28 protein-coding genes and 1 pseudogene are annotated in these 25,930 nt (G+C 72.7%); 15 read left to right on the forward strand and 14 right to left on the reverse strand.

Annotated features, from left to right (window positions below; genetic code table 11):
• Window positions 1-247: 247 nt before the first annotated feature.
• Window positions 248-1,294: a zinc-dependent alcohol dehydrogenase family protein gene (locus tag HA073_RS26235; RefSeq protein WP_166457525.1), complete on the forward strand. Its 1,047-nt coding sequence runs from the start codon at window positions 248-250 to the stop codon at window positions 1,292-1,294.
• A gap of 64 nt (window positions 1,295-1,358) precedes the next feature.
• Here the strand turns inward: HA073_RS26235 and HA073_RS26240 are convergent, their stop codons facing one another.
• Both HA073_RS26240 and HA073_RS26245 read right to left on the reverse strand, forming a co-directional pair.
• A complete protein-coding gene (locus HA073_RS26240) occupies window positions 1,359-4,589 on the reverse strand; it encodes an Ig-like domain-containing protein (protein WP_113973239.1) in 3,231 nt (1,076 codons plus the stop codon).
• Window positions 4,590-4,798: 209 nt separating this feature from the next.
• Entirely contained in the window at window positions 4,799-5,353 is a 555-nt protein-coding gene (locus tag HA073_RS26245) for a winged helix-turn-helix domain-containing protein (protein ID WP_064447446.1), read from the reverse strand.
• A 261-nt stretch (window positions 5,354-5,614) separates the two neighbouring features.
• Between HA073_RS26245 and HA073_RS26250 the strand changes: the two genes are divergently transcribed.
• A complete protein-coding gene (locus HA073_RS26250) occupies window positions 5,615-10,015 on the forward strand; it encodes a S8 family serine peptidase (RefSeq protein ID WP_166457526.1) in 4,401 nt (1,466 codons plus the stop codon).
• Window positions 10,016-10,207: 192 nt separating this feature from the next.
• Here HA073_RS26250 and HA073_RS26255 read toward each other — a convergent pair whose 3' ends face one another.
• Window positions 10,208-10,726: a winged helix-turn-helix domain-containing protein gene (locus HA073_RS26255; protein ID WP_043330395.1), complete on the reverse strand. Its 519-nt coding sequence runs from the start codon at window positions 10,724-10,726 to the stop codon at window positions 10,208-10,210.
• Between the two features lie 264 nt (window positions 10,727-10,990).
• Between HA073_RS26255 and HA073_RS30775 the strand changes: the two are divergent.
• Window positions 10,991-11,179, forward strand: a pseudogene (locus HA073_RS30775) (hypothetical protein); the annotation flags it as partial.
• Between the two features lie 30 nt (window positions 11,180-11,209).
• Here HA073_RS30775 and HA073_RS26265 read toward each other — a convergent pair.
• Entirely contained in the window at window positions 11,210-12,244 is a 1,035-nt protein-coding gene (locus tag HA073_RS26265) for a sigma-70 family RNA polymerase sigma factor (protein WP_043325152.1), read from the reverse strand.
• 95 nt (window positions 12,245-12,339) lie between these two features.
• Between HA073_RS26265 and HA073_RS26270 the strand changes: the two genes are divergently transcribed.
• A complete protein-coding gene (locus HA073_RS26270) occupies window positions 12,340-13,167 on the forward strand; it encodes an alpha/beta fold hydrolase (protein ID WP_166457527.1) in 828 nt (275 codons plus the stop codon).
• Between the two features lie 68 nt (window positions 13,168-13,235).
• Window positions 13,236-13,463, forward strand: coding sequence for a hypothetical protein (locus tag HA073_RS26275; RefSeq protein ID WP_043330397.1), 228 nt, complete (start codon window positions 13,236-13,238; stop codon window positions 13,461-13,463).
• Between the two features lie 47 nt (window positions 13,464-13,510).
• On the opposite strand, the gene surE is transcribed toward HA073_RS26275, so the two are convergent.
• The 3 genes from surE to HA073_RS26290 are packed head-to-tail and all read right to left on the reverse strand — an operon-like array spanning window position 13,511 to window position 15,527.
• Window positions 13,511-14,341 carry a 5'/3'-nucleotidase SurE gene (surE, locus tag HA073_RS26280; protein ID WP_140946120.1) on the reverse strand — a complete coding sequence of 277 codons (831 nt, stop codon included), beginning with the start codon at window positions 14,339-14,341 and terminating at the stop codon, window positions 13,511-13,513.
• A complete protein-coding gene (locus tag HA073_RS26285) occupies window positions 14,331-15,272 on the reverse strand; it encodes a 1-phosphofructokinase family hexose kinase (protein WP_231915565.1) in 942 nt (313 codons plus the stop codon). Before HA073_RS26285 ends, surE begins: the two co-directional genes overlap by 11 nt.
• A gap of 42 nt (window positions 15,273-15,314) precedes the next feature.
• Complete coding sequence (locus tag HA073_RS26290) at window positions 15,315-15,527, reverse strand: hypothetical protein (RefSeq protein ID WP_043325155.1); 213 nt, start codon at window positions 15,525-15,527, stop codon at window positions 15,315-15,317.
• A gap of 179 nt (window positions 15,528-15,706) precedes the next feature.
• Between HA073_RS26290 and HA073_RS26295 the strand changes: the two genes are divergently transcribed.
• A complete protein-coding gene (locus HA073_RS26295) occupies window positions 15,707-16,411 on the forward strand; it encodes a hypothetical protein (RefSeq protein WP_064447441.1) in 705 nt (234 codons plus the stop codon).
• A gap of 9 nt (window positions 16,412-16,420) precedes the next feature.
• Here HA073_RS26295 and HA073_RS26300 read toward each other — a convergent pair whose 3' ends face one another.
• Complete coding sequence (locus HA073_RS26300; protein WP_043325157.1) at window positions 16,421-16,609, reverse strand: hypothetical protein; 189 nt, start codon at window positions 16,607-16,609, stop codon at window positions 16,421-16,423.
• A gap of 67 nt (window positions 16,610-16,676) precedes the next feature.
• On the opposite strand from HA073_RS26300, the gene HA073_RS26305 reads away from it, so the two are divergent.
• The gene (locus HA073_RS26305; protein WP_166457528.1) at window positions 16,677-16,958 is read left to right on the forward strand and encodes a hypothetical protein; all 282 of its coding nucleotides are present in this window, start codon (window positions 16,677-16,679) and stop codon (window positions 16,956-16,958) included.
• A 9-nt stretch (window positions 16,959-16,967) separates the two neighbouring features.
• On the opposite strand, the gene HA073_RS26310 is transcribed toward HA073_RS26305, so the two are convergent.
• Together HA073_RS26310 and HA073_RS26315 are read right to left on the reverse strand one after the other, a co-directional pair.
• Window positions 16,968-17,507 (reverse strand): hypothetical protein, encoded by a 540-nt coding sequence (locus tag HA073_RS26310; protein ID WP_166457529.1) that lies wholly within the window; start codon window positions 17,505-17,507, stop codon window positions 16,968-16,970.
• Window positions 17,508-17,561: 54 nt separating this feature from the next.
• On the reverse strand, window positions 17,562-18,506 hold the full coding sequence (locus HA073_RS26315; protein ID WP_166457530.1) for an FAD-dependent oxidoreductase: 945 nt from the start codon (window positions 18,504-18,506) through the stop codon (window positions 17,562-17,564).
• 147 nt (window positions 18,507-18,653) lie between these two features.
• Between HA073_RS26315 and HA073_RS26320 the strand changes: the two genes are divergently transcribed.
• From HA073_RS26320 to HA073_RS26345, 6 genes are read left to right on the forward strand one after another with little or no spacing between them, the layout of a single operon-like run.
• Window positions 18,654-19,067, forward strand: coding sequence for a YbaB/EbfC family nucleoid-associated protein (locus tag HA073_RS26320; protein ID WP_043325160.1), 414 nt, complete (start codon window positions 18,654-18,656; stop codon window positions 19,065-19,067).
• Entirely contained in the window at window positions 19,064-19,393 is a 330-nt protein-coding gene (locus HA073_RS26325) for a hypothetical protein (RefSeq protein ID WP_043325161.1), read from the forward strand. The genes HA073_RS26320 and HA073_RS26325 overlap by 4 nt, the downstream gene beginning before the upstream one ends.
• 3 nt (window positions 19,394-19,396) lie before the next feature.
• Window positions 19,397-19,891 (forward strand): hypothetical protein, encoded by a 495-nt coding sequence (locus tag HA073_RS26330; protein WP_043325162.1) that lies wholly within the window; start codon window positions 19,397-19,399, stop codon window positions 19,889-19,891.
• A complete protein-coding gene (locus HA073_RS26335; RefSeq protein ID WP_043325163.1) occupies window positions 19,884-20,411 on the forward strand; it encodes a hypothetical protein in 528 nt (175 codons plus the stop codon). The genes HA073_RS26330 and HA073_RS26335 overlap by 8 nt, the downstream gene beginning before the upstream one ends.
• Window positions 20,408-20,953, forward strand: a complete 546-nt coding sequence (locus tag HA073_RS26340) for an SUKH-4 family immunity protein (RefSeq protein WP_166457531.1) — start codon at window positions 20,408-20,410, stop codon at window positions 20,951-20,953. Before HA073_RS26335 ends, HA073_RS26340 begins: the two co-directional genes overlap by 4 nt.
• The gene (locus HA073_RS26345; RefSeq protein WP_030499656.1) at window positions 20,950-21,486 is read left to right on the forward strand and encodes an SUKH-4 family immunity protein; all 537 of its coding nucleotides are present in this window, start codon (window positions 20,950-20,952) and stop codon (window positions 21,484-21,486) included. The genes HA073_RS26340 and HA073_RS26345 overlap by 4 nt, the downstream gene beginning before the upstream one ends.
• 30 nt (window positions 21,487-21,516) lie before the next feature.
• On the opposite strand, the gene HA073_RS26350 is transcribed toward HA073_RS26345, so the two are convergent.
• The gene (locus HA073_RS26350) at window positions 21,517-22,131 is read right to left on the reverse strand and encodes a dihydrofolate reductase family protein (protein ID WP_043325165.1); all 615 of its coding nucleotides are present in this window, start codon (window positions 22,129-22,131) and stop codon (window positions 21,517-21,519) included.
• A 158-nt stretch (window positions 22,132-22,289) separates the two neighbouring features.
• Here HA073_RS26350 and HA073_RS26355 point away from each other — a divergent pair, with 158 nt between their 5' ends.
• Entirely contained in the window at window positions 22,290-22,652 is a 363-nt protein-coding gene (locus tag HA073_RS26355) for an ADP-ribosylation/crystallin J1 (RefSeq protein WP_166457532.1), read from the forward strand.
• 48 nt (window positions 22,653-22,700) lie between these two features.
• On the opposite strand, the gene HA073_RS26360 is transcribed toward HA073_RS26355, so the two are convergent.
• Window positions 22,701-23,438 (reverse strand): VOC family protein, encoded by a 738-nt coding sequence (locus HA073_RS26360; protein ID WP_166457533.1) that lies wholly within the window; start codon window positions 23,436-23,438, stop codon window positions 22,701-22,703.
• Window positions 23,439-23,582: 144 nt separating this feature from the next.
• Here HA073_RS26360 and HA073_RS26365 point away from each other — a divergent pair, with 144 nt between their 5' ends.
• A complete protein-coding gene (locus HA073_RS26365; protein WP_043325168.1) occupies window positions 23,583-24,008 on the forward strand; it encodes an iron chaperone in 426 nt (141 codons plus the stop codon).
• A gap of 8 nt (window positions 24,009-24,016) precedes the next feature.
• Here the strand turns inward: HA073_RS26365 and HA073_RS26370 are convergent, their stop codons facing one another.
• Both HA073_RS26370 and HA073_RS26375 read right to left on the reverse strand, forming a co-directional pair.
• Complete coding sequence (locus tag HA073_RS26370; RefSeq protein WP_069089986.1) at window positions 24,017-24,970, reverse strand: FAD-dependent oxidoreductase; 954 nt, start codon at window positions 24,968-24,970, stop codon at window positions 24,017-24,019.
• Window positions 24,971-25,062: 92 nt separating this feature from the next.
• On the reverse strand, window positions 25,063-25,773 hold the full coding sequence (locus tag HA073_RS26375; protein ID WP_104115274.1) for a hypothetical protein: 711 nt from the start codon (window positions 25,771-25,773) through the stop codon (window positions 25,063-25,065).
• Window positions 25,774-25,930 lie beyond the last annotated feature (157 nt).

Raw genomic sequence — 25,930 nt, forward strand, 5'->3', positions numbered from 1 at the left:
CATGGGGGCGCTCTCGTACCAAGATCTACGACTGCTCCCGGGATACGGACCACGGATCTCGGGCCATGGGAGACCCGACGCGCCTGGGACGGGCAGGCGAGGCTGGCACCGGCCCTCGCCGGCGATCTTGCACTTTCCGCCCGGTCAGATGGGGCATTCAGGACATCTACCGGCCCGCAAGTGCAAGATCGCGGGAGCGGGGAGGGGGCGGGAGGGGGCGCGGGGTGGGGGTGTGAGGATCGGGGGCATGCGTGCTGTGGTGTTCGAGCGGTTCGGGGTGCGGCCGGAGGTTTGCCGGGTGGATGATCCGGTGCCGGCGGCGGACGGGGTGGTCGTCCGGGTCGGCGCTACCGGGTTGTGCCGCAGCGACTGGCACGGCTGGCAGGGCCACGACCCGGACATCCGCCTGCCGCACGTGCCGGGGCACGAGTTCGCCGGCGTCGTCGTGGCGGCCGGCGCGGACGTACGCGGCTGGCGGCCCGGCGACCGGGTCACCGCGCCGTTCGTCTGCGCGTGCGGGCGGTGCCCGTCGTGTCTCGCGGGCGACCAGCAGGTCTGCGAGCGGCAGACGCAGCCGGGCTTCACCGGCTGGGGCTCGTTCGCCGAGCTGGTCGCGGTACGGCACGCCGACGTGAACCTGGTCCGGCTGCCGGACGAGCTGGACGAGGCGGCCGCCGCCGCGCTCGGCTGCCGGTTCGCCACCGCGTTCCGGGCCGTGATCGCGCAGGGCCGGGTGGCCGCCGGTGAGTGGGTGGCGGTGCACGGCTGCGGCGGCGTCGGCCTGTCCGCCGTGATGATCGCGGCGGCGAGCGGGGCGCGGGTGGTGGCGGTGGACGTGTCGCCCGGCGCGCTGGAACTGGCCCGCCGCAGCGGCGCCGCTGTCTGCGTGGACGCGAGCACGCTGGGCGGTCCCGCCGAGGTGGCCGCCGCGATCCGGGACGCCACCGGCGGGGGCGCGCACCTGTCGCTGGACGCGCTGGGCGCTCACGCCACCTGCGTGGCGTCGATCGAGGGCCTGCGCCGGCGCGGCCGGCACGTGCAGGTCGGGCTGCTGCCCGCCGCGCAGGGACGCCCGGCGCTGCCGATGGACCTGGTGATCGCGTACGAGCTGGAGCTGCTCGGCAGCCACGGCATGCCGGCCCACGCGTACCCGGAGATGCTGCGGCTGGTCACCGCCGGGGTGCTGCGCCCGGCCGACCTGGTCACCCGCACCATCGACCTGGACGCCGCGCCGGACGCGCTGGCCACCATGGACCGGCCGGCCGTCGCCGGGATGTGCCTGATCCAGCCCTGAGAACGGGCACGGGCCGGCCCGGCGCCGGGAGACCCGGCGCGGACCGGCCCGCGAGGCCGTCCGGTCAGTCGGTGACGGTCACCGTGACGGTACGAGGCGGCTGCTGGTACTGCCCCCGGTTGTCCATGCCGCGGATCGTCACCGTGTACGTGCCGGCCGGGATCACCGGCGACGTGTACGCGAAGTTCGACCCCGGCGAGCCCGGGCTGGTGAGGAACGTGGCGATCCACGGCCAGCTGGTCGGCGCGCCCGCCCGGCCGAACGTGCCGGCCGAGTTCATGCCCTGCCCGGCGCTGTTGCCGATCTGCACCTCGACCTTCTGCATCCCGCCGTCGTCCACGGCCCGGCCGGTGATCACGATCCGGCCGCCGGTGTACGCCTGGCCCTCGACCGGCGTGATGCTCGGCTCCAGCGTCGGGTCGGTGTCACCCGGGTAGACCAGGTAGCGGGCGGTCGCGCCGCTTGTCGAGTTGTCCTGCTGACCGGCGGTGTCCACGGCCCACGCCTCGACGCTGTACGTGCCCCGGGTGGGCAGGTCGATCGAGAGCGTGAACGCGGTGCTGGTCGCGCCGGGCGAGGCGAGCGTCGCGTCGACAGTGGCGAACGCGGCGGCCATGGTGCCGTTTGGCTGCACGTACCGGCCGGTGTCCAGGTCGCGCAGCGCGATCCGGACCGCCCGTACGCCCTTGTCGTCGGTGGCGGTGCCGGCCAGGTCCAGGTGCAGCTGGTCGATGTCCTGGTTGGTGCCGGTGAAGCTGAGCAACCCGTTGGGGAAGGCGTCGCCGGGCACCTGAGCGGTGACGGTGAGCCGGCCCATGTTGTTGCTGGAGGTGGTCAGGCCGAGCTTGTCGGTGGCGCGTACCCGGAAGTCGTAGACGCCCGGGGTCAGCGGCACGGTGGTGAACGACCAGTCGAACGTCGCGGCGTCGAGGTTGGCCGGGGAGATCCGGTGGTAGCCGGCGACCGAGTCGGCGCCCCAGGTGCCGTCGCTGGCCAGCGCCTCGCGGGTGGTGTTGTTGCGCAGGTAGATCTCCACCGACTTGAGCGCGTCGTCGTCGTTCGCCGTGCCGGCGAACGTGATCGTGCCGCCGGGCGCGACGGTGAGCGGCGCCGGGTTGCCCGGCGGGGTCATCGCCACCGGCGAGGTGATCGCCACTGTGGGCGGTACGCCGTTGGCGGAGACGGTCCAGTCGCGGGTGTCGCCGCGCAGGTCGCTCTGCCCGGTGGTGTCGACGGCGGTGGCGGTCATCTTCCACTGCCCCTCGGTGGGCAGCGTGACCTCGTACTGCCAGGTGGTGGACGTCGCGCCGATCACGTCCGGCTCGCCGCGGAACGTGTTGTAGACGGCGGCGACGGTGCCGTCGTCCTGCAGGTACCTGTTGTCCGGCGTGCGGAACGAGTAGATCAGCGAGTTGACACCCTTGTCGTCGGTGGCGGTGCCGGAGGCCACGAACGTCTGCGTGGCGAGCAAGCCGGCCGACGGTGAGCTGATCCGGGTCGACGGCGGCAGGTCGTCGAAGCGGAACGTCTCGATCTTCTTGACCGCCTTTGTGGTGTCGCCGGCACCGTTGCGGTCGAACGTCTTGGCCTGCAACTGGTAGACGCCGGCCGGCAGCGTCACCGGCAGGCTCCACGTGGTGGAGGTGGCGTTCGGCGCGGCGAGCGTCGTGTTGATCGCCTTGAACGCGCCCCAGGTGGTCATGTCGGCCTGGAGGTACTTGCCGCTGTTGCGGTCCTGGATCTCCAGCTGGACGCGGGCCACTCCGGCGAGGGCGAGCGCCTGGCCGCTGATGGTGAACTCCTCGCCGGCCGGTTTCACCGCGCCCTCGATCGGCGTGGTGACTGTGGTGTCCAGCGGCGCGGGCGCGGGTTCCTTGGAGAGGTCGAAGAAGGCCACCCGGCCGGTGGTCTTGCCGCCCTTGACGTTGCCGTCACCGCCGACGAGCAGGCCGCGCGAGGTGGCGAGCATCGCCTTCTCGCCCTCGTACGAGTTGGAGCCCGGGTTCCACTCCAGCGCGGTGCCGGTGAGCGGGTCCAGCGCGCCGAGGTGGTCGCGGCGGACCACCTGGTCGCCGAGGCCGTAGCCGCTGAGTCCCTGGCCGGTGCCGTAGCCGACGTTGTCCAGGCCGGGCCACGGCACGTTCGACGTGGGCGACTCCTGCCAGCTGAAGTGCCCGCCGACGTAGACGGCGGTGTCGGTGATCGCGACCGAGTAGATGCTGTCGAAGTGCCGGGAGATCCAGAGCGGCTCGACGTGGTCGTTCCCGGTCAGCGGGTACGCGATGGCGGTGTCGTTGATCGGCGGCCGGTCGCCGCCGGAGCCGCTGGTGACCACGAAGTACGAGTCGTCCGGCGCGATGTCACCGGCGAAGACGCGCTGGATGCCGCCGACGAAGGAGAGGTTGTCCTCCCACAGCCGGGTACGCCAGGGCAGCAGCGCCTTGCTGGCCGTACCGATCAGGGCCACGCCGTAGCGGTCCTGGCCGGCGATCTGGCGGCCGGTGTGCACGACGAGCAGCTTGCTGCGGTCGTGGGTGAGCTTGAGCTGCTGCACGGTGAGCATGCCGCCGACGCCGATGCCGCCGGTGAGCGGCAGGTTGAAGCCGGTGTCGACGGCGCCCGTGGTGGGGTTGAGGGCGGCCAGGCCGCTGCGGCTGACCCCGTTGACGGTCGCGAACTGACCGCCGACGTAGACCGCGTTGCCGCTCACCGCGAGCGCGGTGGCCCGCGCGTTGGCGGTGGCGGTGAACGCGGCGATCGGCGCGCCGGTGGTCGGGTTCAGCCGGGCGATCTTGCGCTTGGTGACGCCGTTGATCGTGTTGAACGTGCCGGCGATGTAGAGCGACGAGCCGTCCGGTGACGCCTCCACCGCGGCGACCGCGCCGTCGATGACCGGCTTGAACGCGGTGTCCACCTTGCCGGTGTCCAGGTTGTACGACGCCAGGGACTTCTGCGCGATCGCGGACCCGCCGACGTTCGCGATCGAGGTGAACGTGCCGGCGATGAAGACCCGGTTGCCGATCACCTCGATGTCGGTGATCTCGCCGTTGGTGATCCGCGGCGTGTCGGTGCGGGGCGTGGTCGGCATCAGCCGGGTGTCCCCGGGGGTGACCAGCGCCCGGGTGGCGGTGGTACGCGCGGCGCCGAGCGCGGCGCTGCTCCCGGTCGCCTGGGCGCCGGTCCGGCCGGCCGCGCCGGCGTCCCGCACGACGACGGTGCCGGCGAGCGCCGGTACGCCCACCACCACGACCGCGCCGGCGGCGATGACCGCCACCGCGCGACTCCAAACTCGCATCGAGATGACTCTCCCTGTCCGCCGGGACGGCCCCCCTCGGGTGATTCCCGGGTCCCTCCGTCCGCGTGCCGGACGCCACCGTAGGAGGCAAAGACATTTCGCGATACGTGCCGCACCGGTAATCGACCGGTCGCCATCAATTCCGGCCACACCGGCAGGCCCGCTCCTCCGATCGGACCACGGGTTCCGCCGTCCGGCCGCCGCGGCGTTCAGTCGCCCCGCACCCGGGGGTGGCGGTGGTCGGTGAGCCGCAGGCCGACACCGCGTACCGCCGCGATGGTGACGCCGGTGCCCAGCTCGTCGAGCTTGCGTCGCAACCGCTTCACCAGGGACTGCACGTCGGCCCGGCCGTGCGTCGGCGCGTCGCGCCAGACCGCCCGGTGCAGCTCGGCGTAGCTCCACACCCGTACCGGCTCGGCGGTCAGGCAGGTCAGCAGGTCGCGCTCCAGCCGGGTCAGGGCGGTCTCGCGGTCGCCCCACCGGGCGGTGGAGCGCGCTGCGTCGATCACCAGCGCGCCGTCCGGCGCGGGCTTCGGCTCGGGTACGGGCGGACCCGGCGCGCCGGCCGGGTCCGGCGCGTCCGCTGTGATCAACTCGCGCAGCTCGTCCAGATCGGCGACCATCAACAGTGGCGCGACGCCGTCGAGCAGCTCGGTCAGCCGCAGCCGTTCGGCCGGGGACGACGTCACGCCGATGACGAGCGAGAAGGGCCGCTCCGGCGGCTCGGTGCCGGAGTTCGCCGCGTTCGTGCCGTCAGTCGTCACCGCGCCCCACCGTGACAAAAACTGTCAACAAGCCATCCGGTCCGGGGGCCTGTTGGTGACATGTTGCTCACGTACGGTCATTGATCGTTCCCTCATGTCGATCATAGTGTCCATTCAGGTGACCGGCGTAGACCCGCACGGACACCTAGGGGGCCTGGGGGGTTCTGGTAATACCGGTGCGACCAGTCGGGAGAGCGCGTCTCCTGGCCCTTCTGCCATGGCTCGATCATCAGCGGGTCATCGGAACAGGAGGCAGCACCGATGCTGAGACGTCCACACAGATGGGGCCCGGCCCGGCGGCTGGTGAGCGCGGGCGCCGCCCTGGTGCTCGCCGCGACCGCGCTGGCCGCCACCGGCACTGGAGCACAGGCCGGCACGGGTACCGGCGCGTCGGCCGGCGACAAGATCCGCCCCGAACTCACCCGGCAGCTGGAGGGCAAGAGCGAGGGCGACTTCTGGATTCACTTCTCGGGCAAGGCGGACCTGGGCAAGGCCACCGCGATCAAGGACTGGAACGAGCGCGGCGCCGCCGTCGCGGCGGCGCTGAAGAAGACCGCCGCGGAGAGCCAGGCCAAGATCCGCGCCGAGCTGGACCGCTCGGGCACGAAGTACCAGAGCTTCTGGGCCACCAACGCCATCAAGGTCACCGACGGCTCGCTGACCATGGCGCAGAACTTCGCCGCCCACTCCGAGGTGGACGGCCTGTACGCGCCGATCGAGTACAAGCTCCCCGAGACCATCCCGGGCACCGACGAGAAGTCGGCGAACGCGCTGGAGTGGGGCATCGCCAACATCAACGCCGACGACGTCTGGTCACAGTACGGCGTCAAGGGCGCCGGCATCACGGTGGCCAGCATCGACAGCGGCGTCCAGTTCGACCACCCGGCGCTGGTGAACTCGTACCGCGGCAACAACGGTGACGGCACCTTCGACCACAACTACAACTGGTTCGACGCGGCCGACGAGTGCGCCACCGCGCCGTGCGACTCCGACGGCCACGGCACGCACACCATGGGCACCATGGCCGGCGCCGACGGGGCCAACCAGATCGGTGTCGCCCCCGAGGTCAAGTGGATCGCCGCGAACGGGTGCTGCCCGTCCGACGCCGCGCTGGTCTCCTCCGGCCAGTGGATGCTGGAGCCCACCGATCTCAACGGGCAGAACCCGGACGCCAGCAAGCGGCCGAACATCATCAACAACTCGTGGGGCACCAGGACGCCGTCGAACGAGCCGTTCATGGAGGACGTCACGAACGCCTGGACCGCGTCCGGCATCTTCGGCGTCTGGTCCAACGGCAACAACGGCCCGTCCTGCCAGACCAGCGGCTCGCCGGGCAGCCTGGCCAGCAACTACTCGGCCGGCGCGTACGACGTCAACAACAACATCGCCAGCTTCTCGTCCCGGGGCACCGGGCAGAACGGCGAGATCAAGCCGAACATCTCGGCGCCCGGCGTCAACGTGCGCTCCAGCGTGCCGACCAACTCGTACGCCAGCATCAGCGGCACCTCGATGGCGGCGCCGCACCTGGCCGGCGCGATCGCGCTGCTCTGGTCGGCGGCGCCCACCCTGGTCGGCGACGTCCCGGCGACCCGCGCGCTGCTCGACGACGCGGCGATCGACAAGGGTGACACCCAGTGCGGCGGCACCACCGACGACAACAACGTCTACGGCGAGGGCCGGCTGGACGCGCTCGCACTGCTCGCCGCCGCCCCGATCGGGGACAACGGCACGCTGGCCGGCAAGGTCACCGACGCCGCCACCGGCGCGGGCATCGCCGGCGCCACCGTCACGCTGTCCGGCGCGGCGGACCGCACGCTGACCACCGGCGCCGACGGCACGTACTCCTCGCTGCTGCCGGCCGGCGACTACCAGGTCGTCGTCTCCACCTTCGGGTACGCCACGCGCACGCTGTCCGCGACCGTCACCGCGAACACGACCACCACGCTGGACGTCGCGCTCACCGCGGTGCCGAGCGTGACGGTCAGCGGGCAGGTCACCGACGGGTCCGGGCACGGCTGGCCGCTGTACGCGAAGGTGAGCGTCGAGGGCACGCCGATCTCCGACTACACCACGCCCACCACCGGCCGCTACAGCCTGTCGCTGCCGTCCGGGGCGACCTACCGGCTCACTGTCGAGCCGCAGTACGCCGGCTACCTGACCACCACCAAGGAGGTCACCGTCGGCTCGGGCAACGCTGTCGCCAACATCGCGGTGCAGGCGAACCCCGAGGCGTGCACCACCGCCCCCGGCTACACCGTCAGCTCCGACGGCGAGTACGAGACGTTCGACGGCACCGGCGTGCCGGACGGCTGGACCGTGGTGGACAACGCCGGCACCGGCCAGGTCTGGGAGTTCACCGACGCCGGTGAGCGCGGCAACCTGACCGGCGGCAGCGGCAACTTCGCCATCATCGACAGCGACAACTACGGCAGCGGCGGGCAGCAGGACACCTCGCTGGTCAGCCCGGTCGTCGACCTCACCGGCGTGACCACGCCGGTGATCCGGTTCAACCAGGACTACAACTGGCTCAACAGCGACCGCGCGGACGTCGACCTGAGCCTCGACGGCGGCACCACGTGGAGCAACGTGCTCCGGCAGGCCGCCGACGTGCGCGGCCCGCGGGTGACCGAGGTGCCGATCCCGCAGGCGGCCGGTCAGTCGCAGGTGCGGGTGCGCTTCCACTACTACGAGGCCAGCTGGGAATGGTGGTGGCAGGTCGACAACGTCCTCATCGGCAGCACGCTCGTCTGCAAGCCGGTGAACGGCGGCCTGGTGCTCGGCCACGTCCGCGACAAGAACGACAACAGCTACGTCAACGGCGCCACGGTGACCAGCAAGGACCGCCCGGCGGAGAAGGCCACCACGGTGGCCACGCCTGACGACACCGAACTGCCCGACGGCTTCTACTGGATGTTCTCGTCGCTGACCGGCAAGCACCCGTTCACCGCCGGCGCGGGCAACTACGTGAGCCAGACCAAGCAGGTCACGGTCGAGGAGGACTGGGCTACCGCGGCCAACTTCCAGCTCGCCGCCGGCCGGCTGTCGGTGAAGCCGGCCTCGATCACCGGCACGGTCCGGATGCCCAGCGGGAAGGTCAGCAAGACGTTCACCGTGACGAACACCGGCGGGGCGCCGGTCAACGCCGAGTTCAGCGAACGCGACGGCGGGTTCGTGCTGCAACGGGCCGACGGTTCCCAGTTGTCCCAGCAGGCGCTGCTCGGCTCGACCGGCGCGCCGGTCCAGCGGCTGACCGCCGCCACCTCGTTCGCGGCCCGCTCGTCCGGCAAGTCGTCCACCGGCATCGGCGCGGCGGCGGCCCCGCAGGCGGACCCGTGGACCACCATCCCTGGCTACCCGTCGAACGTGATGGACAACCGGGTCGTCAGCGTCGACGGCAAGATCTACTCCATCGCCGGTGGCGACGGCACCACGTCGAGCGCCAAGAACTACCGGTACGACCCGATCGCCCAGGCGTGGACCGGCATCGCCGACCTGCCCGGCGCGCGTAACGCCATGACGGTCGGGGTGATCGACGGGAAGATCGTCGCCACCGGTGGCTGGGGCGCCGCCGGACCGGACGCCGCCACCTTCTCGTACGACCCGGCGGCGAACACCTGGACCCGCAAGGCCGACAACCCGGCGCCGCGCTCGGCGGCTGGCCAGGCGGTCGCGGACGGCAAGTTGTACGCGATCGGCGGCTGCACCACCGCGAGCTGCACGCCGATGTCCAACTCGGTGGTCCGCTACGACCCGGGCGCGGACACCTGGGAGACGCTGCCCGCGTACCCGAAGTCGGTGGCGTTCCTGTCCTGCGGCGGGATCGACGGCATCGTCTACTGCACCGGCGGCAACGACGGCACCACGTCGCAGAAGGCCGGGTACGCCTTCGACCCGTCCGCGAACGCCTGGACCGCCATCCCGGACGCGCCGGCCGACAGCTGGGCCTCCTCGTACGCGGTGGCGAACGGCAAGCTGCTGGTCGTCGGCGGGTCGCAGGGCGGCGCCATCACCAACGCCGGCTTCGCCTTCGACCCGGCGACCAACTCGTGGGCGAACCTGCCCAACGCCAACACCCCCCGTTACCGGGGCGGCGCGGCCTGCGGGTTCTACAAGATCGGCGGCTCGTCGGGCAGCTTCACGGCCACCAAGGACAGCGAGGTCCTGCCCGGCTTCTCCGAGTGCTCGGAGGCCGCCGCCGACGTGAGCTGGCTGACCGTCGACAAGTCGAAGGTCACGCTGGCGCCCGGTGAGAAGGTCACCGTCACCCTCACGATGACGGCGAACGTCGACCAGCCGGGCACGTACTCGGCGTCGGTGGCGATCAAGGAGGACACCCCGTACACGGTGGAGCCGGTGGCGGTCACCATGATCGCGCAGCCGCCGACCACCTGGGGCAAGCTGTCCGGCACGGTCTCGGGCAAGAGCTGCCAGGGCGCGACGGCGCCGCTGGCGGGCGTGACCGTGCAGGTCGACTCCTGGGCGAACTCCTACACCTTCACGACCGACGCCGAGGGCCGGTACGCCTACTGGATGGACCGGCGCAACAACCCGCTCACGTTGATCGTCGCGAAGGACGGCTGGAAGCCCCAGACGCGCCAAACGAAGATCAACAGCAGCACGCCCACGGTGGAGGACTTCACCCTCTCCCCCACCCGCTGCTGACCCGAAACACACATGAGTCGGCCCGCCCGGTGCCCCGCACCGGGCGGGCCGCCCCACGCCACCCCCTCTCCCCCGCGATCTTGCACTTACCGCCCCGGCAAGGCGCACAAAAGCCCCACCCGAGAGGCCGCAAGTGCAAGATCAGCGGCGCGGGGCGCGGGCGGGGCGCGGGCAGGGTGGGGGAGGGCGGGGTCAGGGTGGGGTCAGGCGGAAGCCGACGCCTCGGACGGCGTGGATGGTGGCGGGGACGTTGAGGCGGGCGAGCTTGCGCCGGATGCGGCGTACCACCGAGTGCATGTCCGAGCCCCGCCCCAGGTGGTCGTTGCCCCAGACCGCGCGGTGCAGCCGGGCGTACGTCCACACCTGACCGGGCGTGCCGGCCAGGCAGACCAGCAGGTCGTGCTCCAGCGGCGTCAAGCCGACCTCGCGCTCCCGCCAGCGCAGCACCCGCCGGTCGGAGTCGACACCCAGCTCCAGCCCGGACGACGGGACGGAGGACGCGCCGGACGACGGAGCGGGCGGCTCACCGGCGGGTTGCGGCCGGGACGGCGGCGGGCCGGACGGACGACGGACCAGGTCGAGGAAGCGGCGGGCCTGGTGGACGCTGGAGACGATCAGGAACGCCTCGGTGCCGCCGAGCAGCTGGGCGAGCTGCCGTCGCTCGGCCGACGAGGACGCGACGCCGATGACCAAGGACGGCATCCCTGTCATCCGTTCCCACCTTTCCGGCAGGTTGAACCGCAACGCCGGGCGGTCGCCAGGCACGACGATGCGGGGCACCTGGCTTGCGGAGTTCGACCCGAGGGGTGCGGGGAGCTGCGGTTTCGTGAGGCTTCGGGGTGAACTACCGGGATCATATAGCCGAGCACCGATGATTGGTATAGCAGTTAACGTCGATGTAACTGCACGCGGTTCGGCACGCGCGTACCGATGAGAGCCGGGACGTACGCCGGTCCAATGCGTGTGATCACGCACATGCTCTCCCTGGCCGGCGGGACGCCGACCCGCGCGGACATCGCCGCCCGCTGCGCCGAACTGGCCGAGGCGCTGCGCGGCCGAGACCGGGGCGTGGTGGTGTGCGACGTGTCCGCTGTCGCCGCGCCCGACCTGGTCACGGTCGAGGTGCTGGCGCGGCTGCGCCTGACCGCGCGCCGCTTCGGCTGGGGGCTGGAGGTACGCGGGGCGGGCGACGACCTACGCGAGCTGGCCGGCCTGCTCGGGCTGGCCGGCGCCCTCCTCCAGCCGGTCGGGCAGCCCGAACAGCGGGAACAGGCGGTCGACGTCGAGGAAGTTGTTGAGCGACGTGATCCGGCCGCCGGAGACGCCGATGACGATCAGCGCCCACGGCACGTGTCCTGAGCCGTCGGGGTCACGCCGGTAGTGCCCGAACGCGGGCATTCCGTTGGCGGCCGTCGGCACCAGCCGGGACCCGCGGCAGCCGCTGCCGGTGCCGGCCATCCAGTCCGCGATGTGCGCGGGGCCGCGCAGCCACAGCGGCAGCGGCGGCATCGACAGCGTCGCGTCCTCGTGCAGCAGCGCGGTCAGCGCCGTCAGGTCGTACGCCTCGAACGCGCGCACGTAGCGGGCGAGCAGCGCCTGCTGCTCCTCGTCGAGCGGACGGCGCGCGTCGGCCTCGGTGTCGGCCGAGGCGATCGTGGCCCGCGCCCGCTGCAGCGCGCTGTTGACGCTCGCCACCGACGTGTCCAGCAGATCGGCGACCTCCTGGGCGGACCAGGCGAGCACCTCGCGCAGGATCAGCACGGCGCGCTGCTTGGGCGGCAGGTGCTGCAACGCCGCGACGAACGCCAGCCGCACCGACTCGCGGCCGGCGACCACCTCGGCCGGGTCGGCGACCTCGGGCAGCACCCGGTCGTCGGGCGCCGGGCCGACCCAGATCTGCTCCGGGCGCGGCTCGCCGGGATGGGTGGCCGTGCCGACGCCCGCCGGGCCGAGGTCCATCGGCCGGACCCGGCGCTGCGCGCTGGTGGCCATGCTGAGGCAGACGTTCGTGGCGATCCGGTAGAGCCAGGTCCGCAGCGCGGACCGCCCCTCGAACTTGTCGAAGTTGCGCCAGGCCCGGACGAAGGTGTCCTGCACCGCGTCCTCGGCTTCGAAGGCCGAACCCAGCATCCGGTAGCAGTAGCCGGTCAGCTCCGACCGGTACGCCTCTAGTTGTGCCTCGACGGGAACGCTTGCCACCTCGCTCACCCGGCTGAAACTAGCCCACATGCTGCATGAACGCGAGTACCCCGGGCGCGCGGCGATGAGTACGCCCCGTTCGCCCGGTCCACCGGTGGTCAGGTCAGCACACCCGAGGAGCACCGATGACCACCACGCAGCGCGACGAGACCCACGCCCCCGGGCGGTACGCCGACGTCAACGGCGTACGCCTCTACCACGAGACACACGGCAGCGGACGGCCGATGATCCTGCTGCACGGCGGCCTCACCTCGGGCGAGATGTTCGCGCCGATCCTGCCCGTGCTCACCGCGAAACACCAGGTCGTCGTGGTGGACCTGCAGGGGCACGGCCGCACCGCCGACGTGGACCGGCCGCTCGACATGGCGTTGATGGCCGACGACGTCGCCGCGCTGATCGACCACCTCGGGCTGGACCGGCCGGACGTGGTCGGCTTCTCCCTCGGCGGCGGCGTCGCCCTGCACGTCGGTTTCCGGCACCCGGAGAAGATCGGCCGGCTGGTCGCCGCGTCCGCGCACATCCGCCGCGAGGCCATCTACCCGGACATGCTGGCGCAGCAGGGTCAGGTCAACGCCGCGGCGGCCGAGTACCTGAAGGACACCCCGATGTACGAGCTGTACCAGCGGGTCGCGCCGCGTCCGGAGGACTTCCCCCGGCTGCTCGACAAGATCGGCGAGGCGATGCGGAAGGACTTCGACCTCGCCGACCAGGTGCGTGCCCTGCGGGTGCCGACGCTCGTGGTCGCCGCCGACGCCGACATGGCCCCGCCGAGCCACTTCGTGGAGGTGTTCGAGCTGCTCGACGGCGGCCGGCGCGACGGCGGCTGGACCGGCGAGGGCCGCCCGGCGGGCGGGCACGCGCTGGCGATCCTGCCCGGCCTGACCCACTACGACATCGACCAGTCGCCGCTGTTCGCCGCGGTCACCCTGGACTTCCTCGACCGGGGCCGCTGACCCGCGCGCGTGTGCCGCGTCCCGTACCGGGGTACCGCTTCCGGAGGAACACCGGTGAGGAGGACGAGATGACCGACCCCAGGTACGCACCGATCGGGCTGGCCACCGCCGGGCAACTGGTCCCCGACGACGGACAGACCGGCGGCGGTGAGGTCGTCGGCGCCGACGACGCGGCTGCCGACGCCGCCCGGGCCGGCGCCGACGTGGACCTGTCCGGGGCCGACCGCGACAGCGACGGCACCCCGGTGGGCGCCGCCGACGCCGAGGCCGACCGGCGGCGCGCCGCCGGCGAGTGACGCTCTCCGCCCCGCCGCCCGCACGAGGTGGCGGGGCGGAGCCGTCCTCACCGGTCGACCGGCAGTTCGACGTCGGGCAGGTGCCCGAGCGCCCGGATCGCGGTGACGGCGGCGTACCCGTCGGCCAGCCAGGCGATGTCGGTGCCGGGGACCGCGCGGACCGCGTTCTCCTCCACTGCCGTACGCACGAACCCCTCGCCACGCTCGGCGACGGACACCTGCACCTGACCGAACGGCGCGAGTGTCGCCTGCCGCAGCCCGGCCACCTGATCGGCCGGCAGGTCGGGCACGTTGAGGTTGAGCACCGTGCCCGGGTCCGCCTCGGCCAGCCAGGGCAGCAGCGTCGCGGCCAGCTCGGCGGCGGTCGCCCAGTGGCGGGACTCGTCGTCCACGCTGTCCAGCACCGCTATCGCCGCGCCACCGCTGCCCGCGCTCGCCGCCGCCGGGGTGAGCACGTCGAGTGACACGGCGAGCGCGCGGATGCCGTTGTTGCCCGCGGTCAGCGCCGCGCCGACGGTGCCGGAGTGCAGGACCGCGTGGCCCGCGTTCGCGCCCCGGTTGATGCCGGACAGCAGCAGATCCGGCACCGGCCCGAACACGCCGAGCCCGGCCAGCACCGCGATGTACGCGGGTGAGGCCGCCACCGCGTACGCGGGCACGTCGGGCAGGCCGTCCAGCTCGGTCTCGCCGAACACCAGCCGCCCGTCCTCGGTCACCGCGGACAGCGCCGCGCTCATCCCGCTCGCCTCGTGCTGCGGCGCGGCGACCACCACGTCCAACCCACGTTCGTACGCGGCCCGGGCCAGCGCGCGGATGCCGGGGGCGTGCACGCCGTCGTCGTTCGTCACCAGCACCCGGGGCGGCCGGTCAGCCGTCATCGTCGCCACCGTCCAGCGGGGTCAGCCGCACCCGGCCGGCCAGTTCCCGTACCGCCTCGGCCCGGCCGGTGCCCAGCCCGTGCCGGGTCACGTTCAGCGCCCCCGCGGCGGCGCCGACGTGCAGCGCCTCCCGCATGTCGCCGCCCCGGGCCAGCACCGCCGCCACCCCGGCGGTCATCGAGTCACCGGCGCCCCGGTGGTCGGCCAGCTCCAGCGGCGGGGCGTGCACCAGCAGCGCCTCGCCGTCCTCCGGCAGCGCCAGCGCGGGCTCCCCGGCCCGGCTGATCAGCACCGTCCGCGCGCCCCGATCCTGGCAGCGCCGGCCGGCGTCGCGCAGCGCCTCCACGCTGTCGTCCTTGGCCAGGCCGTCGTCGAGCAGTTCCTCGTGGCTGACCTTCAGCACGCTCACCCCGCCGTCGAGCACCGCCTCCAGGTACGGCCCGGACAGGTCGGCCACCACGGTTCCGCCGTTGGCGCTCAGGTCGGCGGCGAGCCGCCGGTAGATGTCCGGGTCCACCACACCCGGGTCGGCCGGTCCGCTGAGCACGCTCACCGGGGCACGCAGCCCTTCGGTGAGCGTCACCGTGTACAGCTCGTCGATGTCGTGCCGCACCATCGGCACGCCCGGGTTCTCGGCGATCTCGGTCCGCTCGCCGTCCCGCCGGTCGTGCACGTACCAGCCGGTGCCGGACTCGCGCCGCACCATCCGTACCGTGACGTCCTCGTCGTCGAGCAGCTTGCGGACCGCGTCGCCGACCTCGCCGCCGAGGCCCACGCACATGGTCACCGGCACGCCGAGCGCGGCGATCATCCGGCTCTGCCACACGCCCTGCCCGCCCGGGTGCAGATGCAGCTCGGTCGCTTCGCCCTGCTGCTCGATCGTCACCGTCAACAGCGGGGCCGGGGCGAACACCATCACCTTCTGCTCCATCCGCCAGTGTTGCCCGCTGACCGGCCCCGGTAATCCCCCAGGTCAGCGCGGGCGCGCGACGGCGCGGCGACGCCGCAGGTACGGCAGCGCGAACAGGTAGAGGCCGCTGATCAGGAGCAGGGCGAGCGGCAGCAGCGGCACGTAGGAGACCCACACGATCGGGTCCTTCTGCGCCAGCGCCACGAAGGTGATCACGACCGTCACGGTGAAGGCGACAGAGAGCCAGCGGTGCAGTTGGCGGATGCGCGTATCCATTGATGCCTACCTCCCGGCGGTGGCCTCCCCGGCGGGGAGGCCCGTGCCGGAAACGCTAGGTCGGGGCGCCCGCCCAGGGCTTCTCGATTCCTGACCGGTACGCGCCGCCGCGCGCACGGGACCCTTTGCCCGGCCGCCCTACCCTGCCGACAAGAGCAGCCGAGCCACGGGGGGCAGGCATGCAGATCATCGAACACAGCGTCATCGGCACCCGCTCCGCCGTGCTCCGGCTACGCCGGCCCGGCAGCCGGCTGGAGTTCCTGGTGTTCCCGATGCTCCACGTGGCGAGCCCGGCGTTCTACGCAGCGGTCACGAAGCGGCTCCGGGAATGCGACCTGCTCGTCGTCGAGGGCGTCAGCGGCCGGTCGGTGGTCGGCTCGGCGTTGACACTCACCTACCGGGCCATGCCGGCCAACCGGCGCTCCGGCCTGGTGACGGACCCCATCCCGTACGCGTCCCTCGGCGTCGAGGTGCTCAACCCGGACGTGTCGGCCGCGGAGTTCGCCGAGGGCTGGCGGGCGATGCCGCTGCGGTACCGCCTCCAGATGTGGCTGGTGATCCCGTTCGTGACGGTGATGCAGTTCTTCGGCGGCACCCGGCGTCTGCTCTCACCGGAGATCGAGGTGAACGACCTGCCGTCGGCCACCGACGAGCGGTACGCCGACCACGAGTTCACCGAGCACGCCGAGCGCGCGTTCGGCGGCGAACGCGACGAGCGGCTGCTCGCCGCGTTGTCCGAGCTGATCCGTACCCGGTCCTCCGAGCGCATCGACGTGGCGGTCGTGTACGGCGCCGGGCACGTGCCGGCGATCGTGCGCGGGCTCTTCGAGCTGCACGGATACCGGCCTCGCGCAGCCGAATGGCTCACCGTTCTGGAGCGGTGAGCCGGACGCTCAATCGGCGGCCAGCTCCGGCCGGTGCTCCTTGATCCACTCCTGGACGTCCGACTTCAACCAGACCTTGCCCTGCACGAGGTCGGCCACCGGCTCCGGGAAGTTGCGGTTACTGGTGATCACGTAGACCCGCTGCTTGCTGATGCCGCCCAGCATCACGCGAATCTCGGCTGCGCCCACCAGCTCCATACGCCGGACGCTAGACAGTTGACCTGGCTCCTTGACTCGGGTCAACGCCTCGGTCACCGTATGGGGTATGCCGACATCCTCGCCGCCGGGCCGCCCGCCCAGAACGATCCGGCCGCACGTGGCGATCCGGCCGCTGTGGCTCTGCCGGGTCTGCGCCGGCCCGTGGCCGTGCCAGCCCGCGCGCCTGTTGTTGCTGCTGGAATACCGGTGGGACCGGGTGGCGCTGTCGATCTACATGGCGACATGCCTGTTCGACTCCGCCGCCGACCTGCTGAGACTCAACCCCGATCCGGGCCCACGTCCCGACGAACTGTTCCAGCGGTTCGTCGCGTGGACGAGGCACACCTGAGCGGACAGGTCACTCTCGTCCCGCCGGGCCCGCTGACCAGTCGTCCACCCGCATCCGCGACGGCGGCCTCGCCGTCTCAGAGCGCCGCACGAACCCGGCGACGGCGAGCGCGCTCATCGTGGTGGCCACGGCAGCGGCCAGCACCAGGAGGGTGGTCTCCACCTGCACCGTACGCATGTACTCGCCGCCGTTCGCGGTGGCCGACGCGTAGCGCACGGCCGCGAGCGGGTTGAGCAGCACCGCGGCGATGCCGGCGGTCCAGGCCGCCCTCGGTAGCCGCTCGTCGCCGGGACGGACGGTCCGCCGGGCGACCCAGCAGCCGAGGGCCGCGAACGTGACGAGCAGCGTGACCGGCAGCAGCCAGAGCACGGCGGGCAGCAGGTCGCGGAGGGGCACCACGGCGTCGAGCAGCTCCACCGGGAAACTGGCGCCGTCGTGGGTCACCACGCCGATCCGGTGGCGGTAGGCCGCGAGCGCGACCAGCGTGCAGCCGATGTGGACGGCGATCAGGGCGACGAGGGCGGACAGTGCGGCGCGGCGGGCGGACACCGGGCCGAGGCTACCGCCCGCGCGCTCCGGCGGGGGGCCGCCCGCACCGCGCGGTCAGACACTCAGGGCGAGATCGGCGACCTCGGCCGCGCAGCCCCAGGACAGCGTCACCCCGGCGCCGCCGTGGCCGTACGCGTGCACCAGCCGCCCGTCCGCCGCGTCCGCCTCGACCCGGGGGCCGCCGTGCCGGGCCGGCCGCAGCCCGATCCGCTCCCCCAGCACCGGCGCGTCCGCGAGTTGCGGCACCAGCGCCACGCACCGGCGGCGGATCGCCGCCGCCTCCTCCGGGTCGGGACGGGTGTGCCACACCCCCGCCTCGTAGGTGCCGCCGAGCACCACGTCGTGGCGGCGCGGATGCACGTACGTGATGCCGGCCGGGTCGCCCTCGTCGCGAACCGAGACGGTCAGGCCGGGGTTCGCCACCAGCAGGACGTGCCCGCGCGCCGGGTACACGGCCGGGTCGGCGGCGAGCCGCCCGGCGGCCAGACCGGTCGCGTTCACCACGACCGGCGCGACCTCGTACGCCTCGGCGAGCGTGCCCAGCGCACGGCGGACGACCCGGCCGCCGCCCGACTCCAGGCGCTCCCGCAGCCAGGTGAGGTACGGGGTCATCTCCACCGACGGGGCGGTGAACCGCAGCAGCGCGGTGTACGGCGGCTCCGCCGGCTCGACCACCAGGTCGCCGCAGGCGTCGGCCCACCAGGGCGGCCCGGCGTAGCGGTGGCGCAACCACATCCGGGTGGGCCGGTCGACCACCCCCGGCACGCCGTCGGCCGCCTGGCGGCGCAGCTCGGCGTGGGTGTCCCGGGCCCAGCGCAGCACCCGTGGGTCCTCGTCGGTGTGGCTCGGGTACCAGACGGCGGCAGCCACGGTGGAGACCGTGTCGGCCGGGTCGTGGGCGGTCAGCACGGTGACCCGGGCGCCCCGCCCCTGGAGCGTGAGCGCTGTCGTCAGCCCGACGACGCCGCCGCCGACCACCACCACGTCCGCCTCGGTCATGTTCCGCTCCCGTCACCCGTACCCGTGTGTTCCTGCCGATGGTGGCCGCCCGGACGCCCGGTGTCCAAGACGGATCGGGCGGCGCACGGGACAAATCGCTTTGTCCGTCTCGGTTACGCTCGTGGCGTTTGACCTTGGGGAGGTCTCATGAGTGCGGATCCTTCGATGAGCGGCGACTTCACCCGCATGCTCGACGCGACGATGGCGGCACTTCGGACAGTGGGTCCGCCGCCGGCGGACGAGCCGGAGACACCGGCGGTCGGCGAGGCCGCCGACGGGCAGGTCCGCGCCGAGATGGGACGCGACGGCAAGCTCCACGCGCTGCACGTCGAGCCGCGGCTGATGCGGCTCGGCTCCGAGGAGCTGACCGCGCACATCGTCAGCGCGGTGAACGCGGCGATCGACGGGCTGCGTACCGGCGAGAATCCGCAGGTCGCGGACATGTCGCAGTTGCGGGAGCAGTTGCAGGAGGTACGGGACACCGCCGTTCCCCGGCTCGGGTCGTTCCTCGACGCGCTGACCGAGGCGCAGGAGCGGATGGCACGCGGCGGGCAGCGATGAGCGGCGGCGGCTTCGAGGTGCACCCGCCGCTGATCCGGGCCGCCGGGCGGGGCGTCACCGACGCGGCCAAGCGGTTCACCGGCGAGCTGGAGGCGTTCGAGGCACGGATGCAGGGCTACGGCGAGCCGTGGGGCGCCGACGACATCGGGTCGCTCATCGGCATCGCCTACACCGAGGTGGCGAACTACATCTTCGACTGCGTCGGCATGGCCGCCGACGAGTTCACCGCAGCCGGCGCCGACATCGCCGGGATGGCCGACTCGTACGAGCGGGTCGACGAGGACGGCGCGGGCGCCATGCGTTCGCTGGCCGGCGGGCTGGGCTGAGCCGTGGGACTGCAACTACCGGGTGAGCTGGTCACCGCGCTCGGCTGGATCGGCTACACCTGGCCGGCCGCCGACGAGGAGAAGCTCTTCGAGATGGGCCAGGCGTGGCTGGAGTTCGGCGGCCGGATCGGGGCGGCGGCCGGCGCGGCGGACGCGGCTGCCGCGCAGGTGTGGACGCAGAACGTCGGTCCGGCGATCGCGGCGTTCCAGAAGTGGTGGGGCGGCGAGCAGAACGGGCCGGTCGTGCTGCACGACAGCATGCCCGCGGCGATGCTGCTCGGCGCCGGGCTGATCATCTGCGCGGCGATCGTCCTGGCGCTGAAGATCGCGGTGATCGTGCAGCTCGCCATCCTCGCGTTCGAGGTCGCCCAGGCGATCGCCACCGCCGTGGTCACGTTCGGCGCCTCGCTGGCCGAGATCCCGATCTTCCAGATCATCACCCGGGAGATCGTCGGCGCGCTCATCGACCAGGTCATCGGAAGACTGCTCGATGCCTAGCCCGAGGCGCGGCCGGGGCGCCGCCGCGAAACCGGCGGCCGGCAAGATCGTCCGCAAGGCGGTCGAGAAGCTGGAGAAGCCGATCGTCCGGGTCACCGGGCCCAACCGGAGCCTGCCGACGAAGGTCGTCCGGGTGCAGCGCCGGGACTTCCACGCCACCGCCCAGTTCCGGCGCAAGATGGCCGCGCTGAAGAAGCTCAGCGACGACGGCAAGCTCTACAAGGCCACCAACCCGGTGGCCCGCGACAAGAACCTCACCGACGGGTACAAGGACCGGATCCGCCAGAAGATCTGGGACAAGTACTGGCCGCACGACAAGGACCTCGCCAACCGGCTCAGTCAACGGCTCAGCGACTACCACCCCGACCACGTGTGGGAACTACAGCTCGGCGGGCCGGACACCGTCGACAACCTCAAGCTGCTGCATGGTAGAACCAACACGGACATCGGCTCCCAGATCTGGGGGCAGATCCAGAATCTGCCGGACGGAACCCCGATCCGAATAGAGGTAGTGGATTGACTTCCGATCTCGCGCAGCTTCTCGCCGAACTCCGCGCCGACCTGGCCGCGGACGAGCCGGCCAGTCTCGCGTACGGGCAGATCGGCGACCCGGCCGACGAGGGCGACGTGCCGGCGGAGCTGCCGGACGGCGTCCGCGAGTTCCTGCTCGTGGCCGACGGGCTGCGGGCCGGCGCGTTCGAGCTGGCCTCGACCGGCCGGCTGCCCGGTGTCCAGTACTTCCTCGACTACGCGCCCGACTTCTCCCCCATCGGCCAGGACAAGGGCGGCTGGCTGGTCGTCGGCACACGCAGCGACGAGCCGATCTTCCTGGAGCGCGCCACCGGGGCGGTCTGGTACTTCCCGCCGACCGGCACCGAGTGGTTCATGGGCGACAGTTTCGAGGAACTGGCGCCCGACCTCGACTCGTTCGTGCACTACTACGTGCTCGGCCCCGGCTACGCCGAGCTGGTCACCGACGACGACGGGTGGTACGCGTTCCTCGACCGGCAGGGCCTGCTCGACGAGGCCGAAGCCGAGGACGAGGACGAGGCGCAGCCGTGACAGTCACCCGCGAGCAGCTCACCGCGCTGTGGGGTGAGCGGGGCGTCATCTACTTCCCCGACCAGCGTTTCGACGCGATCCTCGGGCCGCTCGGGCCGGAGGTGTTCCCGCCCGACGGCGCGCTTCCGGTCGAGGTGCCGATCCTGTTCACAGTGGACGTCTCGGTCCCCGACGTCGAGCTGTTCTCCACGCTGTCGATCGAGCTGGGCGACCAGGGCCCCCGCCCGTACGTCGTGCTCGGCTCCGCGCCGGAGGACCCGGCGCTGCTGTTCTGCCTGGACGCGGGCACCGGCGCGGTGATCCTGCTCGACCTGGAGACACCGAACCTGGAGACGGTGAACAGCACGTTCGCCGCGTTCGTGGAGTTCCTCTACCGGCTCGGCCAGCTCATCGCCACCGACCCCGGCGGGCGGGAACGGGCCGCCCGCGCGGCGGCGATCCGCGACGACCTGCGTCCGGTCGACCCGGTCGCGTTCGCCGAGCCGGAGTCGTGGTGGAACATGGCCTTCGACGAGCTGGAGTCGACCGCCTGAGGTCAACCGGCCGCCGCCGCCCCGTGATCGTCAGCTGCCGGCCGGCACCTGGTCCTTGATGTCGTCGTACCCGGCCGCGCCCGGCGCCGACGCCGGGGTGTAGATCACCCGGATCACGCCGGTCGGGTACGCCTCCGTCGCGGCCACCCGCAGGTGGTACGGCGCGTCGCCCTCGTCGAACAGCCGGCGGCCCTTGCGGGCGGCGACCGGGTGCACCAGCAGCCGCAGCTCGTCCACCAGGCCCGCGGCGAGCAGTTGCTGCACCACCGAGATCGAGCCGGGAATGAGGATGCCCTTGATGCCGGCGTCGGCCTTGAGCGCGCGCACGGCGTCGGTCAGGTCGCCCTGGATCAGCTCCGAGTTGCGCCAGGAGAACTCCAGCGGCTGGCGGGACACGACGACCTTGCGCATGTCGCCGAGCTGCTTGGCGAACGGCGCGTCCTCACCGCCGGCGGCCTCCCGGTCCGGCCAGGCGCCGGCGAAGCTGTCGTACGTCTCCCGGCCGATCAGCAGCACGTCGGAGGTGTCGTAGTCCTCGGTGACGGCGCGGCCCATGTTGTCGTCGAAGTACGGGAAGTGCCAGTCGGGGTCGATCTCGGCGACACCGTCGGCCGAGATGAACAGCGTGGAGATGACTTTGGCCATCGCGGTGCTCCCTACCTGTCTGTCTGGGATGTCGAAGGGTGGACCGCCGAGGCTTCGCGAACTCATCGCACCCGCTGTCGATTCTGCTGCCGAAACCCGATGGCCGGTCGCGGCGCGCCGCCGGTACGGTGCCATGACCGTGGCAGAAGGGGTGCGTGGTGACGGAGATGACGACGCTGTGGCGCCCGACCGGCCCACGGGAGCTCGACCTCGTCCGCGCCTCCGGCTGGCGGGCCTGGCCGCCGCGGCTGCCGGACCAGCCGATCTTCTACCCGGTGCTCAACGAGCAGTACGCCGTCATGATCGCCCGGGACTGGAACGTGCCGGCGTCCGGCGCCGGCTACGTGACGCGCTTCCACGTCGAGCGCGCGTTCGCCGCCCGCTACCCGGTCCGGCAGGTGGGTGGCCGGGACATCCTGGAGCTGTGGGTGCCGGCCGAGGAGCTCGACGAGTTCAACCGGCACATCGTCGGGCCGATCGAGGTGGTCCACGAGTTCCGGGCGGAGAACCGGCCGGCCTGACCGACGCCGGGCGGGCGGTCGTACCCGCCCGGCGCCGCGGTCCGCGGATCAGCCCGGGGTGAGGACGCAGAACTCGTTGCCCTCCGGGTCGACCAGCACCCGCCACGGGATGTCGGCCCCGCCCAGGTCCGCGTCGGTGGCGCCGAGCGTCCGCAGGCGGGCGACCTCGGCGTCCAGGTCGTCGCCCGCGTAGGGGCGGACGTCGAGGTGGACGCGGTTCCACCCGGTCTTCGCGTCGGCGCTGCGGGCGAACCGCAGGTAGGGCCCGACGCCCTGAGCGGAGCGCAACACCGCCTGCTGGTCGGTCACCTCGTGCACGGTCCAGTCGGTGGCCCGGCCCCAGAAGCCGGCCATGGCGCGCGGGTCGGCGCAGTCGACAACCACCTCGGCGATCGGCCCGGTGTCCGCGCGCCGCGGGTCCGGCTCCCGTACGCAGAACTCGTTGCCCTCCGGGTCCGCCAGGACCGTCCACGGCACGTCGCCCTGGCCCACGTCTGCGGGGGTGGCGCCGAGCGCGGTCAGGCGCGCGACCAGCTCCGTGTGGTGCGCGGGCGAGGTGGTCGCGAGGTCGACGTGGACGCGGTTCTTCGCCGTCTTGGGCTCGGTGGAGACGACGAGGTCGACGTAGAGGGCGCGGGGGTCCGGGTAGGTGAGGCCCGCGGGTTCGAGGTTGGTCACGCCGGGCCCCTCGCTGGACATCTCCCAGCCGAGCACCTCCGCCCAGAAGCCGCCGAGCGCCACCTCGTCGTGTGCCTTCATGTTGATCTGTACGAGCCGGGTTGCCATGGCCGCGATGGTAGGTGCCGCGCCGGGTCGCCGTGGTCCCGGCAGGTGGTCAGGAATCGAGAAGCGGGCGCCCACCGCCGGGCCATAGCGTTGCTGCCAGGCGGTCGGCACCACGCGGACCGCGAGTCACGAGGGGGGATCGAGATGTCCGACGGGTTCACTGCCGAGGAACGCGCCGCGATGAAGGAGCGCGCGGCCGAGCTGCGCGCCGAGGGCAGGAAGGGCGCGAAGAAGGCCGACGACCTGCAGGCGGTGCTCGACCGGATCGCGCAGATGGCGCCGGAGGACCGCGAGCTGGCCGAGCGCGTGCACATGACGATCATGTCCGCCGCGCCGGAGCTGGCGCCGAAGACCTGGTACGGCATGCCCGCGTACGCCAACGCCGCCGGCAAGATCGTCGTGTTCTTCCAGGACGCGGGGAAGTTCAAGTACCGCTACTCGACGGTGGGCTTCCAGGAGGCGGCGAACCTCGACGACGGCGACATGTGGCCGGCGTCGTTCGCGCTGGTGCGGTGGAGCCCGGAGGTGGAGAAGAAGCTCGCCGAGCTGGTGCGTACCGCCGTGTCCTGACCGTGCCGTCAGGCGGACGGCGCGGCGCCGAGGGCGAGCGCGGCGGCGTCGCGGGCGCAGCCCCAGGACAGCATCACGCCGTTGCCCGCGTGGCCGTAGTTGTGCACGACGAGCGCGTCGCCGCGCCGCTGCGCCGCCACGCGCGGCGCCGCCCGGCCGGGACGCAGCCCGACTGTGTGTTCGAGGACCTCGGCGGCGGCCAGGGCGGGTTCGATCGCGACGCACCGGGCGAGGACGTCGGCCTCCTCGGCCGGATCGGGGGTGGTGTCGTCGCTGCGTCGCTGGCCGCCGCCGAGCACCACGTGGTCGCCGTGCGGGAAGATCGACGCCCAGGCCGGCGCCATCGGCGCCTCCATGAAGAACCGTTCCAGGCCGGGGTTGCGCACCACGATCCGGGGGCCGCGCACCGGGTACAGGCCGGTGTCGCCGGTCAGGGCCCGCGCCGCCAGCCCGGCGCAGTTGACCACCACCGGGGCCAGCGTCGCCGCCTCGTCCAGCGAGCCGACCGGCTCCTGGCGCACCTCGCCGCCGCCGTCGCGGAGTCGCTCCAGGAGGTACGCGAGGTAGACCGGCATGTCGACCAGCGGCAGGCGGACGGTGAACGCGGTGCCGAAGCCGGCCGGCCGCTCGTCGTCGCCGAGCTGCCGGAAGCCCGGCGTCTGCTCGGCGTACGGGGGCGTCGCCCCGGCCGGCCGGGCGGCGAGCGTGCCGTCGCGCCACACCACGCCCGGCATGGGCTCGGCGCCGAGCACCCGCAGCGTCTCGTCGGTCCAGGCGCGTTGCGGGTCGCCGGGTGGCGACAGGTTCGGGCCGACGAGCGCCGACGCCAGCGCCGAGGTGGTGCGGGCGGGCGGCGCCGCCGTGCGGACGAGCACCCGGGCGCCGCTCTCGGCCAGCCGGATGCCGGTGCTGAGCCCGCTCACGCCGGCTCCGAGGACGACGACGTCCGGATGTGCGGTCATGGCGGGCCCCCATCGCGTCGCGGCTGCGGTCGCCCGCCCATTCTGCCCGGCGATCCCGCTCCCGTTTGCCCCGTCCGGCCGCCGTCAGTCGCTCAGCGCTGCCAGGAGTCGAGGCCGCGGACCGCGGCGGCGGCGATGTCGTCGGACAGGCCGGGGTCGTTGCTGGTGCCCTCCCAGCCCTGGTCGTGCACGACGGTGACCGCGTCGGCGACCCGGATCACGATGATCTGGCTGGTGGCCTGCCCTTCGGCCGGGCTGCCGTCGAGGCCGGTAGCCGGTCGCGTCACCGTCACCAGCAGGGCTTCGTCGCCGGTCCGGGCCATCGGCTCGGACCGGACGGTGACGGTGCCGCCCGACTCCTGGAACGACCGGCAGGACTCCATCGCCCCGCGGACCCGGCGCAGGTAGTCGGCGGCGCCGGTGCCCTCGAACGCGAAGACGGTCTGGTGCAGCGTGCCGAAGGGGACGTTCTCCGGCGGATCCGTCGGCTTCTTGTAGGCGCTCGTCATGGCGGCGCTCGCGGTGACCGACCGTCCGCCGCTGCGGAACTCCTGGTCGCACAACTCGGGCAGCGCGTCGGTGACCTCCATCGGCTGCGCCTCGGTCTTGCGCAGCTCCGGTGGCAGGTCGGCGAAGGCGGACGTCGGGATCGTCACGCGCCCGCCGGACGACTGCGACGTCTCCGGCGTCGCGGGGGCGGTGGCCGAGGTCGCGCTCGGGTCCGCGGCGCCGCCGTCGTCCCCACCGCCGTCGCCGCACGCGCCGGCCAGCAGCGCGGTGACGAGCAGGGGTACGCCAAGCATCCGCCTACGGCGACTCGGTGTCCTCATGTCGACCTCCGTCCCGTGCCCGTCCCGACGACGTTCCCGATGCCACGCCGCCCGAAACGGCGCGCCAGTCCCCTGCTCCCCCAACTGCCGGGCGCCCCGTGGCGTTCCGGCGCGCAGCCACCTCTTGACA

Source organism: Micromonospora sp. CMU55-4 (assembly GCF_011602315.1).
GTDB classification, from domain to species: Bacteria; Actinomycetota; Actinomycetes; order Mycobacteriales; family Micromonosporaceae; genus Micromonospora; species Micromonospora chalcea.

What these genes read in the sequence shown, in the direction of transcription:
- HA073_RS26305 (WP_166457528.1), top strand. Translation starts at nt 16,677, where the DNA reads ATGCCGACATCCTCGCCGCCGGGCCGCCCGCCCAGAACGATCCGGCCG.
- HA073_RS26335 (WP_043325163.1), top strand. Translation starts at nt 19,884, where the DNA reads ATGCCTAGCCCGAGGCGCGGCCGGGGCGCCGCCGCGAAACCGGCGGCC.
- HA073_RS26375 (WP_104115274.1), bottom strand. Translation starts at nt 25,773, where the DNA reads ATGCTTGGCGTACCCCTGCTCGTCACCGCGCTGCTGGCCGGCGCGTGC.
- HA073_RS26295 (WP_064447441.1), top strand. Translation starts at nt 15,707, where the DNA reads ATGCAGATCATCGAACACAGCGTCATCGGCACCCGCTCCGCCGTGCTC.
- HA073_RS26265 (WP_043325152.1), bottom strand. Translation starts at nt 12,244, where the DNA reads ATGTGGGCTAGTTTCAGCCGGGTGAGCGAGGTGGCAAGCGTTCCCGTC.
- HA073_RS26360 (WP_166457533.1), bottom strand. Translation starts at nt 23,438, where the DNA reads ATGGCAACCCGGCTCGTACAGATCAACATGAAGGCACACGACGAGGTG.
- HA073_RS26235 (WP_166457525.1), top strand. Translation starts at nt 248, where the DNA reads ATGCGTGCTGTGGTGTTCGAGCGGTTCGGGGTGCGGCCGGAGGTTTGC.
- HA073_RS26285 (WP_231915565.1), bottom strand. Translation starts at nt 15,272, where the DNA reads ATGGAGCAGAAGGTGATGGTGTTCGCCCCGGCCCCGCTGTTGACGGTG.
- HA073_RS26315 (WP_166457530.1), bottom strand. Translation starts at nt 18,506, where the DNA reads ATGACCGAGGCGGACGTGGTGGTGGTCGGCGGCGGCGTCGTCGGGCTG.
- HA073_RS26370 (WP_069089986.1), bottom strand. Translation starts at nt 24,970, where the DNA reads ATGACCGCACATCCGGACGTCGTCGTCCTCGGAGCCGGCGTGAGCGGG.
- surE (WP_140946120.1), bottom strand. Translation starts at nt 14,341, where the DNA reads ATGACGGCTGACCGGCCGCCCCGGGTGCTGGTGACGAACGACGACGGC.
- HA073_RS26350 (WP_043325165.1), bottom strand. Translation starts at nt 22,131, where the DNA reads ATGGCCAAAGTCATCTCCACGCTGTTCATCTCGGCCGACGGTGTCGCC.
- HA073_RS26250 (WP_166457526.1), top strand. Translation starts at nt 5,615, where the DNA reads ATGCTGAGACGTCCACACAGATGGGGCCCGGCCCGGCGGCTGGTGAGC.
- HA073_RS26255 (WP_043330395.1), bottom strand. Translation starts at nt 10,726, where the DNA reads ATGACAGGGATGCCGTCCTTGGTCATCGGCGTCGCGTCCTCGTCGGCC.
- HA073_RS26300 (WP_043325157.1), bottom strand. Translation starts at nt 16,609, where the DNA reads ATGGAGCTGGTGGGCGCAGCCGAGATTCGCGTGATGCTGGGCGGCATC.
- HA073_RS26290 (WP_043325155.1), bottom strand. Translation starts at nt 15,527, where the DNA reads ATGGATACGCGCATCCGCCAACTGCACCGCTGGCTCTCTGTCGCCTTC.
- HA073_RS26365 (WP_043325168.1), top strand. Translation starts at nt 23,583, where the DNA reads ATGTCCGACGGGTTCACTGCCGAGGAACGCGCCGCGATGAAGGAGCGC.
- HA073_RS26325 (WP_043325161.1), top strand. Translation starts at nt 19,064, where the DNA reads ATGAGCGGCGGCGGCTTCGAGGTGCACCCGCCGCTGATCCGGGCCGCC.
- HA073_RS26240 (WP_113973239.1), bottom strand. Translation starts at nt 4,589, where the DNA reads ATGCGAGTTTGGAGTCGCGCGGTGGCGGTCATCGCCGCCGGCGCGGTC.
- HA073_RS26320 (WP_043325160.1), top strand. Translation starts at nt 18,654, where the DNA reads ATGAGTGCGGATCCTTCGATGAGCGGCGACTTCACCCGCATGCTCGAC.
- HA073_RS26275 (WP_043330397.1), top strand. Translation starts at nt 13,236, where the DNA reads ATGACCGACCCCAGGTACGCACCGATCGGGCTGGCCACCGCCGGGCAA.
- HA073_RS26270 (WP_166457527.1), top strand. Translation starts at nt 12,340, where the DNA reads ATGACCACCACGCAGCGCGACGAGACCCACGCCCCCGGGCGGTACGCC.